This window comes from Alloalcanivorax venustensis ISO4 (genome assembly GCF_015356855.1).
Lineage (GTDB): Bacteria > Pseudomonadota > Gammaproteobacteria > Pseudomonadales > Alcanivoracaceae > Alloalcanivorax > Alloalcanivorax venustensis.
The window spans coordinates 41,918-56,423 of sequence record NZ_ARXR01000020.1; the positions used below are offsets into that span (position 1 = coordinate 41,918).

Annotated in this window: 14 protein-coding genes; 7 read left to right on the plus strand and 7 right to left on the minus strand. The window is 64.0% G+C overall.

Going from position 1 to position 14,506, the window contains the following annotated elements:
• Positions 1-34 precede the first annotated feature (34 nt).
• Positions 35-871: an SDR family oxidoreductase gene (locus ISO4_RS11720; RefSeq protein WP_142949793.1), complete on the plus strand. Its 837-nt coding sequence runs from the start codon at positions 35-37 to the stop codon at positions 869-871.
• Positions 872-1,062: 191 nt separating this feature from the next.
• Complete coding sequence (locus tag ISO4_RS11725; RefSeq protein WP_194856345.1) at positions 1,063-1,272, plus strand: hypothetical protein; 210 nt, start codon at positions 1,063-1,065, stop codon at positions 1,270-1,272.
• 66 nt (positions 1,273-1,338) lie between these two features.
• On the opposite strand, the gene ISO4_RS11730 is transcribed toward ISO4_RS11725, so the two are convergent.
• Positions 1,339-1,719: a hypothetical protein gene (locus ISO4_RS11730; protein ID WP_142949795.1), complete on the minus strand. Its 381-nt coding sequence runs from the start codon at positions 1,717-1,719 to the stop codon at positions 1,339-1,341.
• A 246-nt stretch (positions 1,720-1,965) separates the two neighbouring features.
• Between ISO4_RS11730 and ISO4_RS11735 the strand changes: the two genes are divergently transcribed.
• Both ISO4_RS11735 and ISO4_RS11740 read left to right on the plus strand, forming a co-directional pair.
• Complete coding sequence (locus ISO4_RS11735) at positions 1,966-2,397, plus strand: phasin family protein (RefSeq protein WP_142949796.1); 432 nt, start codon at positions 1,966-1,968, stop codon at positions 2,395-2,397.
• 169 nt (positions 2,398-2,566) lie between these two features.
• Positions 2,567-3,892 (plus strand): ABC1 kinase family protein, encoded by a 1,326-nt coding sequence (locus tag ISO4_RS11740; protein ID WP_194856337.1) that lies wholly within the window; start codon positions 2,567-2,569, stop codon positions 3,890-3,892.
• Positions 3,893-3,956: 64 nt separating this feature from the next.
• On the opposite strand, the gene ISO4_RS11745 is transcribed toward ISO4_RS11740, so the two are convergent.
• A complete protein-coding gene (locus ISO4_RS11745) occupies positions 3,957-4,508 on the minus strand; it encodes a porin family protein (protein WP_142949798.1) in 552 nt (183 codons plus the stop codon).
• Between the two features lie 123 nt (positions 4,509-4,631).
• Between ISO4_RS11745 and ISO4_RS11750 the strand changes: the two genes are divergently transcribed.
• Complete coding sequence (locus ISO4_RS11750) at positions 4,632-7,022, plus strand: hybrid sensor histidine kinase/response regulator (RefSeq protein WP_194856338.1); 2,391 nt, start codon at positions 4,632-4,634, stop codon at positions 7,020-7,022.
• Here ISO4_RS11750 and ISO4_RS11755 read toward each other — a convergent pair.
• The 5 genes from ISO4_RS11755 to ISO4_RS11775 all read right to left on the minus strand — a co-directional run bounded on the left by ISO4_RS11755 (position 7,019) and on the right by ISO4_RS11775 (position 11,154).
• Positions 7,019-8,359 carry a VWA domain-containing protein gene (locus ISO4_RS11755; RefSeq protein ID WP_194856339.1) on the minus strand — a complete coding sequence of 447 codons (1,341 nt, stop codon included), beginning with the start codon at positions 8,357-8,359 and terminating at the stop codon, positions 7,019-7,021. The genes ISO4_RS11750 and ISO4_RS11755 overlap by 4 nt on opposite strands.
• A 9-nt stretch (positions 8,360-8,368) precedes the next feature.
• The gene (locus ISO4_RS11760) at positions 8,369-9,298 is read right to left on the minus strand and encodes an AAA family ATPase (protein WP_194856340.1); all 930 of its coding nucleotides are present in this window, start codon (positions 9,296-9,298) and stop codon (positions 8,369-8,371) included.
• A 33-nt stretch (positions 9,299-9,331) separates the two neighbouring features.
• Positions 9,332-9,682: a putative quinol monooxygenase gene (locus tag ISO4_RS11765; protein WP_142949802.1), complete on the minus strand. Its 351-nt coding sequence runs from the start codon at positions 9,680-9,682 to the stop codon at positions 9,332-9,334.
• An 82-nt stretch (positions 9,683-9,764) separates the two neighbouring features.
• Positions 9,765-10,451: a nitroreductase gene (locus tag ISO4_RS11770; RefSeq protein WP_194856341.1), complete on the minus strand. Its 687-nt coding sequence runs from the start codon at positions 10,449-10,451 to the stop codon at positions 9,765-9,767.
• A 70-nt stretch (positions 10,452-10,521) separates the two neighbouring features.
• Complete coding sequence (locus ISO4_RS11775; protein WP_142949804.1) at positions 10,522-11,154, minus strand: TetR family transcriptional regulator; 633 nt, start codon at positions 11,152-11,154, stop codon at positions 10,522-10,524.
• A gap of 261 nt (positions 11,155-11,415) precedes the next feature.
• Between ISO4_RS11775 and ISO4_RS11780 the strand changes: the two genes are divergently transcribed.
• Complete coding sequence (locus ISO4_RS11780; protein ID WP_142949805.1) at positions 11,416-13,422, plus strand: SDR family oxidoreductase; 2,007 nt, start codon at positions 11,416-11,418, stop codon at positions 13,420-13,422.
• Positions 13,423-13,519: 97 nt separating this feature from the next.
• The gene (locus tag ISO4_RS11785) at positions 13,520-14,416 is read left to right on the plus strand and encodes an SDR family NAD(P)-dependent oxidoreductase (protein ID WP_142949806.1); all 897 of its coding nucleotides are present in this window, start codon (positions 13,520-13,522) and stop codon (positions 14,414-14,416) included.
• The last annotated feature ends 90 nt before the right edge of the window (positions 14,417-14,506 follow it).

Here is a 14,506-nt window from a genome sequence, read left to right on the forward strand (position 1 = left end):
GTGAATCTCCATTCTTCATGCCGAGGATACGGTCATGACCGCCGCCACCCTGAAAGGAAAGACCCTGTTCATCACCGGTGCCAGCCGCGGCATCGGCAAAGCCATCGGCGTGCGCGCCGCCCGTGACGGCGCCCGGGTGGTGCTGTTCGCCAAGACCACCGAGCCGCACCCCAAGCTGCCGGGCACGCTCTATACCGCCGCCGAGGAAATCCGCGAGGCCGGCGGCGAGGCCCTGGTGTGCGTCGGCGACATCCGCTACGAGGATCAGGTCCAGGCCGCCGTGGACAAGGCCGAAGCCGAGTTCGGCGGCATCGACATTCTGGTCAACAACGCCAGCGCCATCGCCCTGACCCCCACCGAAGGCACCACCATGAAGTCCTACGACCTGATGAATCAGGTCAACAGCCGCGGCACCTTCATGACCAGCAAGCTGTGTCTGCCGCTGCTGCGCCGGGCGGACAACCCGCACATTCTCAATCTGTCGCCGCCGCTGAACATGAACCCGGCCTGGTTCGGCCGCCATCTGGCCTACACCATGGCCAAGTACGGCATGAGCCTGTGCGTGCTGGGCATGGCGGACGAATACGCCGGCAAGGTGGGGGTGAACGCGCTCTGGCCGCGCACGGCCATCAACACCGCCGCGGTGCGCAACCATCTGGGCGGCGAGATGGCGGTGCGGGCGGCGCGCCAGCCGGAGATCATGGCGGACGCGGCGCACTGGATCCTGACCCGGCCGCAGGCGGAGTGCAGCGGCAACTTCTTTATCGACGACGAGGTGGTCCGCCAGGCCGGCGTCACCGACCTGTCGGTGTACAAGGTCGACCCGCAGCTTTCCGACGACCAGTTGCTGCCTGATTTCTTCCTCGATTAACCCCGCCGCCACCGCCCTGTCCGGGCCGCCGGCGCCACTGGCAAAGATTGTCACATCTTGCCGGCGCGCGCCGGTGGTCGCGCCGCCGCCCTACCCCCGCTGCGCCAACCGACTGATTTTCCAGCAAAAAAATTTTTATATGCCTTGGCATGGTTCTCGCTTCCTCTGAGTCAGGCAACGAGTGAAGCGTCATGAGCAAGGTGATAAGAATTGAAAAGCGGCATCCGGAAACCGCTCTGGAGAACCTGAACCGGCTCACCGGCCTGGATTTTCAGGACTGGCCGGAGTCCCTGCTGGAGTGTGGCGACGATGTCACCGCCGGAAACGACCGCACCGAAAACCCGAAGCGTCGGGGGGAGCGGGCCTTGCCGCCACGGCGGCGGGCCCATCAAGGGGGGTAAGGAGCCGGGCCCGCGAAAGGGGAGCGGGCCCGGCGACCTTTTTTCAGCAAGCCATGCCTGACCGGCTCAGTAGTTGGAGATCAGCTTGTCCTGGGGGCGCAGCGCCGTGCCGCGCCGCTGCATGTACAGCTCTTCCACCACATAGCGCATGCCCGGATCCGACAGCCGCAGGGACACCTGAACCTGCTCGACGCTGTCATTGAACCGCAGCCGAACCAGCCCGGACAGCAAGGCGCTGCCGTCACCGTTCACTTCGGCGGCATCGACCAGAATGGCCTGGTCGTTGTTGGTGTCCAGGTAACGCACCAACAACTGGACCGTGCCCGGCTTCCCGGAGATTCGCGCCCAGGCCGCCACATTGAACTCGGCATCCCATTGCCGCGCTTTGGCCGGACGCCCGTCCGCCCAAATCCGGCTGGGCACCTTGGCAATGAATTTCTCAATCATGAATTCGTATCTCTGCCGATTAATACTTTCCTATGGAGTGTAAGCGCTCGGTATGGGTTCCCGCCACGTTTGACTTGGCGGCCCGGCTGGGAATTCCGTCACAGCACGTCACATCCATCACCCTCACTGATTGTCCTATTGTCAGACAGTAGTGCCGCCCGCCGCCGGCCCGGCGCCCTACTATACCGTCCATCGAGGCGCGACCTCCCGGGTCGCCGACATTCTCAGCAAGAGAGAGGAACGATCATGGGTGAACTGAAAGAGATTCGCGACCAGCAAGACAACCTGATTCAGCGTGCCAAGGCCCTGGGCAACAAACTGTACCTGGCCGGTCTGGGTGCCTACAGCAAAGCCGGTGACAGCTCCGAAGAGCTGTACGACAAGTACGTACAAGCCGGCCAGGAAGCCTATGGCGACGACGCCGAAGGCAAATCCAAGGCCCTGCTGGCAAGCCGTGGCCTGGTAGTAAGCACTCGCAAACTGATCGACGAAGCGCCCCGGAAGCGCCATGAGCTGTACGAGCAGTTCGTCGCCAGCGGCAAGCAGGAGCGCGGCGAGAAAGCCGAGGAAACCAACGAATTCGTGCTCGCCGGCCTGGGCGCCGTGAGCACCCTGCGCGAACAGAGCCAGAAACTGTTCGACGATCTGGTCAGCACCGGCGAGAAAGAGCGCGCCTGATTTCTGAAATTCTGCCTACTCTCCTTTAATGGGGCCCTCCCGGGCCCCTTTTTTTTGCCCGGCTTTGGCCCGAATACCCCATGACAGGGACCGGACAGCGGACTAGTCTCTGCATTTCAGCACGGTGTGCGATTCCGCCACCGCTTTTTCGACCACGGGACCACGCAGCATGGCAAAACGCGGACGGGAACGGCGCCCCGCTTCCACCACCGGGCGCCTCTGGAAACTGACCGGCATGACGACGTCCATCGCCACCCGTGTCGCCTCGCATCAGGTGAAAGGGCTGTTTCAGTCGGAACAGGACCGCGCCACCAGCCGCGAAGCGCTGATGCGCCATATCGGCCAGGAGGTGGCCGCCACGCTCGGGCAGATGAAAGGCGCGGTGATGAAGGTCGGGCAGATCGCCTCGCAGATGCAGGACGTGCTGCCCCGCGAGATCAGCGAGCAGCTGGCGGTGCTGCAGAACGCCTCGGCGCCGATGCCCTTCCACGTGATCCGCCGGCAACTGGAGAAGGAGCTGGGCGGCCCGGTGGGCGACTACTTCCAGATGTTCGACGAGGCGCCGTTCGCGGCCGCCTCCATCGGCCAGGTGCACCGGGCCACCACGCTGGCCGGCGACGACGTGGTGGTGAAAATTCAGTACCCGGCGGTCAAGGCCTCGATCGACTCGGACATGAAGCACCTCAAGCGCATCCTCAAACTGGGCAGCTTGCTGCGCGTCGACGAGCGCGCGCTGGACGCGGTATTCAAGGAGATCCGCGCGCAGCTGGAAGAGGAACTCGATTACCTGCGCGAAGCGGACAACGTGCGCCTGTTCCAGGCGTTCCATGCGGAGGACGACGATGTGGTGATCCCCACCGTGTTCGCCGACCTGTCCGGCGCCACGGTACTGACGTTGAGCTTCGAGGACGGCGTGCCCCTGGAGAACGTCAGCGACGCCAACGGCTTTGATCAGGCGTTGCGTAACCGGCTGGGCGAGCGGCTGTTCGATATTATCGGGCGGCAGATTTTCGAACTGCGCACCGTGCACTGCGATCCCCATCCGGGCAATTTCGCGTTCCGCACCGACGGCAGCATCGTGTTGTACGATTTCGGCGCGGTGAAACGGCTGCCGAAAGAAGACGTGCGCCTGATGGCCACCCTGGTGCGCGCCTCACTGGATGGGGACTGGCGGGCCCTGGACCGGGCCTTGCTGGCGATCGGCGCGCGGCGCAGCGACAGCGAGGTGTCCGACCGTCTCTACCAGGCCTGGGTGCCACTGCTGCTCAAGGCGTTCGCCGAAACCCCCTTCGACTTCGCCCAGGCCAGCCTGCATCAGGACGTGGTGCAGCAGGCTCGCCGCACGCCGCTGGAAGAGATGCTCAAGTTCCAGCCCAGTTCACGCACCTTGCTGGTACAGCGGGTGGTGGGCGGCCACTACTGGACCATGAAAAACCTGGGCGTGGCGACCGCTTTCCGGCCAAGACTGGAGAAATTGCTGACCCGCGCGGGCTGACCGTTATCGCGGACAGCAAAACGCCGGCTTGCGCCGGCGTTGTCGGGGGCGGAGTAAGAGAGGATCAGAAAGCGGAGCGCAGGCCCACGCTGACGCCGGAGATTTCCTCCTCGTCCTGATCGTAATAGCGCATGTATTCCAGATTGGCGCCCAGGGTGTCGGTGATATTGAAATCCAGGCCGGCGCCATAGGATTCGTCCTCGAACCGCTCGCTTTCGTCCGTGCTGACACCGGCCACAGTGTACTTAACGTCCGCTTTCATTTTGCTGTAGCCGCCGATCACATAGGGGTGGATGGAATCGGACAGCGGCGCGGAGAGTTTCAGGTAGCCGCCGTACATGTGGTCCATGTCGTACTCGAAGGTACCCAGGGGCGCGTTTTTGGAATCACCGTCAATACCGGTGCCGCCGCGCGCTTCCAACGCGATAAAATCATTGAACTCAAAGCCGGCCCGCAACGTGACGCCGTCCACCTTCAGGGTGTCCTCATCGACGTCGTCGTTGTCGTACTGAATCTGATTGTAGTTGGCGCCGATGTAGGGCCCGGCCGCGAAAGCGCCGCCGGCCATCACCGAACAGGACAACACCATTGCACTACTCAGGATTCGGATCTTCATGTGCCTCTCCTTTGCGTTAGAAGTCAGTAATTTGAACATTGGCGCTTGGAGCTGTTCCTCCGGCCCGGTTAAATACGGTAAAAGGGCAGTGACGGAGTTCACGCTTTGCGACGGGGAACACTAATGCAGGGAGCTTCATGGTTGGCGGCGCTCTGCTTTCTTCTTTTCGCGGGCACGGTGCAGGCTCTGGAATTGGGGAAGCAGCGCTCTGATTATCAGGCGTCACCGGACCTGCGCTGGCTGGAAGCGGCGCCCGGTGAACTGTCGCCCGAGCAGGCCCTGGAAGCATTGCGCAGCGGCAAGGGCCAGCGGCTGGGCAGCCGTTATCCGGCGATGGGGTTTCGGGAACAGGACCAGTGGTTCCTGCTAAGCCTGGACAACCAGTCCGACACCGGGCTCTGGTACCTGCGCGCCGGGCGGCCGCATCTGGATTATCTGGACCTGTATATCTATGACACCGCGGGCACCCTGCTGCGCCACCAACGCAGCGGCGACCGGGTGCCCTTCGCGGAACGCCCCTTCCCTCATCACCAACTGGTTTTTCCGCTCGCCATTCCCCAGCAGGCGCAATGGTCGGTTCTGTTCCGGGCCCGTGGCGACAACGTGATCGACTTTCCCTTGTCGATTCGCGCCCCGGACGAATTCAACCAGCATGACGGCTACCTGAAGCTCAGCTACGGCTTTTATTTCGGCTCGGTACTGATCATGTGCCTGTTCAATTTGCTGATTTTTTTCTCCATCCGCGAGCCCAGTTATCTGCTTTACGTCCTCTATTTGGGCTTTTTCGGTTTGAACCTTTTCGCCCGCGAGGGGCTCGCCTATCAGTGGCTCTGGCCCGGCGCCAGCGAATGGAACCATCGCAGTTTGCCGGTACTGAATTTACTGACGCTGGCCTTTTCGATGTTTTTTTCCTGCTCGTTCCTGGAGCTCAAAAAAGCGGCCCCGGGGCTGAACCGCGTTCTCATGCTGGTGGGCCTGGCACTGATCGCGCTGGCCCCTTTCACCCTGCTCAACTTCACGTTTTTTATTCAGTTTTCTTCGGCGATTATTTTCCCCTGGCCGTTTATCGCCATCGCCCTGGCGATCTGGTCGATCCGCCAGGGTTACCAGCCGGCGCGCTTCTTCTTGCTGGCGTTCACCGCCGTGGGCCTGGCCTCGGTGATCTATATTCTAAAAACCTTCAACCTGATCGGCGGCAGCTGGTTGATCGAAAACGCGCTGCAGCTGGGCACCGTGACCGAGGCGCTGTTACTCTCCTTCGCGCTGGCCCACCGCATGACCACCCTGAAGTCGGAGAACGAGCGCATCCACAAGGAGGCCCAGGAAGCGCTGGAACGCCGCGTCGAGGAACGCACCCATGAACTGAACACGGCCCTCAGCGCCCGCAGCGAGTTCCTCGCGGTTATGAGCCATGAAATCCGCACGCCGCTCAACGGCATTATCGGCACCGTGGATATGTTGCGGGATTCAGATCTGGACGAGGCGCAGCGGCGCCAGCTGCATGTGATTGAGCAGTCCGGCAACACCTTGCTGGATTTGATCAATGACGTGCTGGACTACTCCCGGCTGGACGCAGGCAAGATGCCCATCGAGCAGACCGGGCTGGATCTGCCGGCGCTGATCGGCGAATGCGTGGCGCTGTTCGAGCACCGCGCCCGCCTCAACGCCAACGCCCTGAGCGAGAACCTGGACCCGGATCTCGGTGAGTATTGCGTCGGCGATCCGGTGCGGCTGCGCCAGATCCTGGTCAACCTGATCAGCAACGCGGTCAAGTTCACCGAGAACGGCCGCATCCAGGTCTCCGCGCGGCGGGACGAGGCCAACCGGGACTATGTCCTGTTCGAAATCACCGACACCGGCATCGGCATTCCCGCCGACCAGCAGTCGCGGTTGTTCGACTATTTCCACCAGGGCGATCAGACCAGCCGGCGCCGCTACGGCGGCACCGGCCTGGGGCTGGCGATCTGCCGGCAGCTGGCGGAAATCATGGGCGGTGAGATCGGCTTCCAGAGCAGCGAGGCGGGCGGCTCTTGTTTCTGGGTGCGGCTACCGCTTCCCGCCGGCAAGGCCCAGGCGGAGGCCGCGGTGCCGGAGCAGGAACGACCCGCCAGCGTGGTCGGCGCCCGGCTGCTGATTGTCGACGACAACCACATCAACCTGCTGGTGGCCGAAGGGCTGTGCCGCAAGCTCGGCCACCAGTGCGAAACCGCGGAAAGCGGCGCCGAAGCGCTGGCGGTATTGCTGTCGCGGCCGGCGCAGTTCGATCTTATTCTGATGGATTGCGAGATGCCGGACATGGACGGCTTCGAAACCACCCGCGCGATTCAGGGCCTGCAGCGTCAGGGCCGTCTGCCGGTGATCCCGGTGATCGCCCTGACCGCCCACGCGGTGCCGGACAAGATCGCCGCCTGCCACGACGCCGGCATGATCGGGCATATCGCCAAGCCGGTGAACCTGCGCCGCTTGGACGAGGCCCTCAGCGGTGCATTGAGGGGCATGGCGAACAGCCGCTAGACGCTTTTCAGCAGATAGTCGGTGAAGCGGCTGAGATCATTGAGCGAGGCGCAGCGCCGCGCGGCGCGGCAATAGGGTTGGTAGCGGGCCATGATGGCATCGCCGCTGTTCCAGCGCGAAGGCGGCTCCGGATTCAGCCAGAACACCTGTTTGGCACGGCGCGACACCTCAGCCAGATGTTGCTCACCGGCGGGGAGATCGTTGTTACGCGCATCGCCCAGAATGATCACGGTGGTGTGGCGGTCGATCTCGGACCCGCACAAGGCCACGAACTCCTCGAACATGGTGCCGTAATCGGTGCCGCTGCCGGACACCCGGTCGAGAATCCGGCCCACCGCCACGTCCGGCGGATAGCGGTCGAAATCATCGGTGACCTCGTCGAAGCGGGCGGCGAACGCAAAGCTGCGCACCCGCGGCAGCACATCGGTCATCGCGTAGAGGAACTGCAACAGAAACCGGGCGGCGTCCCGCACCGAGCTGGAAACATCGCAGATCACCAGCACCTTGGATTTGAGCCGGCGCTTCTGGCGCCAGTGCAGCTGCACCGGCACGGCGTTATAGCGCAGGCTGGACGCCAGGGTGCGGCGCGCATCCAGGGTGCCGCGCTTGGCTTTTTTCTGGCGCCGCTGATGGAGGCTGGCGAGCCGGCGCGCCATGCGCCGCACCAGGGTCTGCACCTGTTTGAACTCACGCAGATCGCGGAACGGGGCCGCGCGCATGGTGTGTTCGCGCAGGGCGCGTCCATGGGCGCGCCCGTGCAAATTGAACTGCCGCCGCACATGGCGCACCGCCAGCTCGCGAACCTGCTGGCGCCACTCACGCAGCTCGCCGGCTCGGCGCTGGTCGGCACCGCGCGGTGAAGCGTCCAGCCGCAGGATCTCATCGTCCACCGCGCCCATGCCCATGTTCATCAACAGCCGGCGGGCGTAAAGACCCTGCTGGGTGATCACCTGCATATCGGTGAAGTCCATCTCACCGGCGTTGCGTGCCAGGGTCTGCTCCAGCTGCCCCGCGTCCTGCGCCACCAGCTCCGCGGCCTGCTCGGACAGGCCCTGCCCTTCCTGGGGCGAGAGCGGTTCGCCGGCCTCGTCGTGATCGCCGGCGTCCTCGTCCTCGGCGGATTCAAACTGGAAAAACGCCTCGAAACAGGCGTCGAAGTCCGGGCGCTCCTGCTGGCTTTTCACCAGGGTGAGCGCCAGGGTCTCGCGGAACTGGTCACGGGGGTGGTAGCCGATCAGGGCGGCGGCGCGAAACGCTTCTTCCGCCTCCGTGGGCGAAACGCGCACGCCCGCGCCGCGCAGGGCGCGGACGAACTCATGCAAACGGCGGTCGGCCATGGTGGCGCCTCAGGCGGAACGGGGTTTACGGAACCAGTGCGGCAGCAGGTCGCGGGCCAGCGCCACGTCCTGCTCGTTCTTGAGCACCAGCGCCAGGGTCTGCTCCACCAGCTCCGGCTCAAGGGTGTCCGCGTGCAGCAGCACCAGGGCGCGCGCCCAGTCCAGGGTTTCCGAGATCGCCGGCAGCTTCTTCATGTCCTGCTCGCGCAGGTGCTGGATAAACGCCACCAGCTGATCGCGCAGCTGCTCGCCCAGCTCCGGCACGCGCTCGGCCAGAATGCGGCGCTCCAGGGCGGCGTCGGGATAGGGAATATAGAGATGCAGACAGCGCCGCTTGAGCGCGTCGGAGAGCTCCCGCTGGTCGTTACTGGTGAGGAACACCAGCGGCTGATGCCGGGCCTTCACGGTGCCCATCTCCGGGATCGAAATCTGGAAATCGGACAGCAGCTCGAGCAGAAAGGCTTCGAATTCCTGATCCGCCTTGTCGATCTCATCGATCAACAGCACCACGGGTTCGTCGGCGCGCAGGGCGCGCAGCAGCGGCCGCGGCTCGAGGAAGGTGTCGCTGTAGAAGGCATCGCCGAGATCGCCGAGCCGTTCCATGCTCTGCTCGAGACTGTCGGTGTCCGCCAGCATCCCGCTGAGCTTGTCACGCAGCAACTGGGTGTAGAGCAGCTGCTTGCCGTACTTCCACTCGTACAGCGCGCGGCTTTCGTCCAGGCCTTCGTAGCACTGCAGGCGGATCAACGGCGCTTCCAGGAAGGCGGAGGCGGCTTTCGCCAGTTCCGTCTTGCCCACCCCGGGCGGGCCCTCCACCAGTACCGGCTTGTGCAGCTGCGCCGCCAGATAGACCGCCAGGGCGGTGCGCTGGTCGCAGATGTAGCCTTGCCCGGCGAAGCTGGAGATAACGTCGTCGAGGGAATCGATTCGGGTTTTCATGATGGGTCAGGCTCCCGGCCGCCGGCGCCCGGCTCAGTGCAGGGTGGTGCCTTCGGCCACTTCCACGGCGGGCGGTTCCACCACCGGCTCGCCGTCTTCGTCGGTAACGTCAAAGCGCATGGAATGCACTTCGCCGTCTATCATGTCGGGAATCCGGTCCAGGAAAGCGTCCAGGTGATCGGAATCGAAGTGACGCTCCAGATCGTCCAGGGTCTGCCATTGCTGCCACAGCATGATCACCCTGGGGGTGTCCGCCTTGACGTACACCTCGTAGGACACACAGCCATGTTCAGCGCGGGCCTGGGTGGCCAGCTCCTGGGCCAGTGCCACGGCGCTGTCGCGCAACGTATCACGGACCGGAATCACACCTTTTACGATGACCATATTGCCCCGGGGGTAGGAAAATAGCCGACCAGTATAACACGAACGGCCCTCTTCCTCACCCCGGTGCGCGGCCGGACAGCGCCTAGAGCGCCGTCTTGAAGGCCACCGAATCCGCCAGCGGGGCCCGCCCCACGCGGGTCCGGTTGGCCGCCACGTCCGGATCCTCATAGCCGAAACTGATGCCCACCAGGATGGCGGTGGACGCCGGCTCGCCGAAGATCTCGCGCACGTCATTGGGGAAGTAGCGCATGCTGCCCTGGGCGCAGGATCCGACGCCGTAAGCGGTCATCGCCAGCATCAGGGACTGGATGTACATGCCCACGTCCAGCGCCACGGTGGGGCCGAATTCCCGCTCCATGCCGATAAACACCACATGGGGCGCGTCGAACAGCTCGAAGTTTCGCAATTGCGCGCGCATGCGTCCGGGTTTGTCGTCCCGGGCGATGCCCATGTTGTTGTACAGCTCCACCGCGCAATCCCCCTGCCGTTGCCGATAGACCCCGCTGAATTTGCCGGCGTTGGGCTCGAAGTCCGGCTCCATGGGCACGCCGGCGGTGACTTTCTCCACCATCCGGCGGCGCAATTCGTCGCGCACCTCGCCGGAGGCCACGAACACCTTCCAGGGCTGGATATTGCAGTTGGAGGGCGCCAGCTGGGCGAGTTCGAAGATTGCCTTGAGGGTTTCTTCCGGCACCGGCTTATCCAGGAAGCCGCGCACTGAGCGACGCGAACGGAGGGCGTCGGCCAGGGACTGGGTTTCAGCGCTCATGAACCTACCTTCTACTTATGGAATAGCGTTCCATCCTAGCGCCTGACGTCGGGGATTTCGATCCTTGCGGCTACAAACGGTCCCCGGCGGCCCAGCAACGCCCGCCCAGGGCAATGATCTCCACCTGATCACCGGCGTTCTCGGCCAGCTCGCGCCGCCGCGCCGGCGACACATCCAGCATGGCGATGCCGAGGCCGAACATCACCGCGATGGCCGCCTCCGCCTCGCGCTGGGCGGGCACCGGCGGGCGGTCCTGGGCGGCCACCGCCTCGCGCACGTCCTCGGCGAGCTCGTTGACCATCAGCTGCAGCTCGCCGTGGATGCGCCGGCGATAACTGGATCGCCGCCCCAGGCGCTGCTGCACCAGAAGGCGGAACTCATTTTCATAGTCCTGTTGAAAGCGCACGAAGCGCGCCACCAGTTCCCGCACCGCGCGCGCCGCGCCCACTTCGATCATGCTGCGCCGCCCCTCCGCCATGGAGGAGCGCAGGTGGAAACAGGCCCGGTCGATCAGCGCCAGGCCCAGGGCCTCCATATCCGGAAAATGGTTGTACAGGGAGGTGGCGGCCAGCCCCGCCTCGCGGGCCACCTCGCGCAGCCCCAGACTGTCCAGGCCGCGCCCGTCGGCCATCAAACGGCCGGCGGCGTCCAGGATCCGCTCGCGGGTCTGCTTTTTTTGTTGCTGCCGGGCACCTTCGCTCATTTCACGAACACTCGTTAGTTCAGAGGCCTTGCATATAGCCACAGAAAACAACCCCAGCGCAAGCGATCAAAAACCGTTTGACTAACAACTGTTCATAGAACAGAATGCCGAACACTTGTTAGTTGTAACGGGCAAAAAAGGGCGTCAACACTGGCCCTTTAGGCGTTGGCGGCGCATTATCAAACGGTCGCCATATTCAAGAACAATACCCGGTGCCGGCTCGGCCGTGGCCACCAGAGATGACAGCAAAGGGGTTTTCGCATGAACTACTTCGTTACCGGCGCGACCGGTTTCATTGGCCGCTTCTTGGTGGCGCGTTTGCTCAAGCGCGAAGGTGCCCGGGTGTTCGCACTGGTGCGGCCCGGTTCGGAATACAAGCTGGACGCCATGCGCCGGCGGCTGTGCGTGGAAGAGAGCCGTCTGGTGCCGATTACCGGGGACCTGACCAAGAAGCTGCTCGGTGTCAGCAAGCGCGACCAGGACGATCTGGTGGGCCAGATCGACCACTTCTTCCATCTCGCCGCCATCTATGACCTGAGCGCCGATGAAAACACCCAGCGCTACATCAACATCGAGGGCACCCGGCAAACGCTGAAACTGGCCGAGAAGGTCAACGCCAAGGCGTTCCACCATGTGTCTTCCGTGGCCGCCGCCGGGCTTTACGAGGGCACCTTCAGCGAGGACATGTTCGAGGAAGCCGGCGAACTGAACGACCCCTACCTGCTCACCAAGCACGAATCGGAAGCCCTGGTGCGCCAGGAAAGCCGCATCCCCTGGCGGATCTACCGGCCGTCACTGGTGGTCGGCCACTCCCAGACCGGCGAGATGGACAAGATCGACGGCCCCTACTACTTCTTCAAGCTGATTCAGAAGCTCAAGGACTTCCTGCCCAACTGGATCCCGCTGATCGGCGTGGAGAGCGGCCACTTCAACATCGTGCCGGTGGACTTCGTGGCCGACGCGCTGGATCACATCGCCCACCAGGAGGAAGGCAACGGCCAGTGCTTCCACCTCACCGCCGACCGCAGCTACAACCTGGGTGAGGTGATGGACATCATCGCCAGCGCCGCCCAGGCGCCGCGCATGCCGGTGCGCATCGACCAGCGCATGTTCGACGCGGTGCCCGGCTTCGTGCGCCGCGGGGTCAGCGCCATGACGCCCCGCTTGCTGATCAATCAGGCGATGGAGAACCTGGACATTCCGCCGTCGCTGATCAAGTTCCTGACCTTCCCCACCGAATACGACAACCGCCGCGCCGCCGCGGCGCTGGAAGGCAGCGGCATCGAGGTGCCGGAGCTGGAAAGCTATGTGCAGCAGCTGTGGGACTTCTGGGAAAACCATCTGGACCCGGACCGCGACGAGCGCGAGGACGAACTGCAGCCACTGCCCTCCCTGCCGGAGCGCGCCGAAGACAAGATCGTGATGATCACCGGCGCCACCTCCGGGATCGGCAAGGCCTCGGCCCTCAAGCTGGCGCGCGCCGGCGCCACCGTGCTGGTGGTGGCGCGCACCCCGGAAAAGCTGGAAGAGACCCTCCATGAGATCAAGCAGGTGGGCGGCAATGCCCGCGCCTACCGCTGCGACGTGTCCAATCTGGAAGCGGTGGACGAACTGGTCGAGCAGGTGCTGGCCGATTACGGCCGGGTGGATATCCTGGTCAACAACGCCGGCCATTCGATCCGCCGCTCGGTGGTGCACTCGTTCCAGCGTTTTCACGATTTCGAACGCACCATGCAGCTCAACTACTTCGGTTCGCTGCGGCTGATCATGCGGCTGATGCCGGGCATGATCGAGCGGGGCTTCGGCCATGTGATCAACATCTCCAGCATCGGCGTGCTGACCAACGCACCGCGCTTCTCCGCCTATGTGGCGTCCAAGGCGGCGCTGGATTCCTTCACTCGCTGCGCGGCCAGCGAGATGGCGCACCTGGGGATCCATTTCACCACCATCAACATGCCGCTGGTGCGCACGCCGATGATCGCGCCCACCAAGCTCTACAACCATGTGCCGACGATCAGCCCCAACCAGGCGGCGGACATGATCTGCGACGCCATCGTGCGGCGCCCCAAGCGCATCGCCACCAGCCTGGGCATCATGGGCCAGGTGATGCACTTCCTGACACCCAAGGTCACCGAAACGATCATGAACACCGGCTACAAGATCTTCTCGGACTCCGCCGCCGCCATGGGCGGCAAGGAAAAAACGCCGAAGAAAATCAGCCGCGAACAGGCCGCCTTCTCCCGGCTGTTCAAGGGGATTCACTGGTAAGCCGGCCACACCGGGCCGCCGGGCAACGGCGGTCATTGATCAAACGCTTGTTTGAATGCAATCTTAGGAGGTCTTCCATCTTCGTGGGGTGCCTCCAATGAACGACATCGAATGGCAGCGGCCGGACCTCCGGCCGCATATCAAACGCATCTCCGCCGCCGCCGGCTGGCGCTGGCGGCAGCGTTTCTCCCCCCGTGGCGCGCTGCGCCGCCGCGTCGCCGGCCAGGTGGTTCTGATCACCGGCGCCAGTTCCGGCATCGGCGCCGGACTCAGCCACCGCCTGGCCCGCGCCGGCGCCACCGTCCTTCTGGTGGCCCGCTCCCTCGACAAACTGCAGGACACCGTGGACGACATCCGCGCCGACGGTGGCCGCGCCCATGCTTACCGCTGTGACCTGGCCGACCTCGACAGCTGCGACCGGCTCTGCGAGCAGGTGCTCGCCGAACACGGCGGCGTGGATATTCTGGTCAACAACGCCGGCCGCTCGATCCGCCGCTCGGTGATGCACAGCCTGGACCGCTTCCACGACTACCAGCGCACCATGCAGCTGAATTATTTCGGCGCCATCCGCCTGGCGATGAACCTGATTCCCGCCATGCAGGCACGCGGCCAGGGGCACGTGATCAATGTGTCCACCATGGGCGTGCAAAGCGCCCCGGCGCGCTTCTCTGCCTACCTGGGCTCCAAATCGGCGCTGGAAGGCTGGACCCTGGCGGCCCAGAACGAGCTGGTGCACACCGGCGTGGAATTCACCCTGATGAATTATCCGCTGGTGCGCACGCCGATGATCGCGCCCACCGCCATCTACCGCTACGTGCCGGCGATGAGCGAAGAGCGCGCCGTGGACTGGCTGTGCGAGGCGATCGTCACCCGCCCGAAGCGCAAGGTGCCGGCGTTCGGGCTGGCCTCCCAGGTGATGTACCAGGTCCTGCCGAAAACCTCCGAGTTGATCGTCAACACCAGCTTCCAGCTGCTGCGCGACAAGCGGCGCTGACCCGGGAAAGGGCAAAAAAAAGGTTCATCGCGGATTACCGGGAAAAGCGGCTTTGATCTTCAGGAAAAAGTAGTCGCTGTCCCGGTAGCC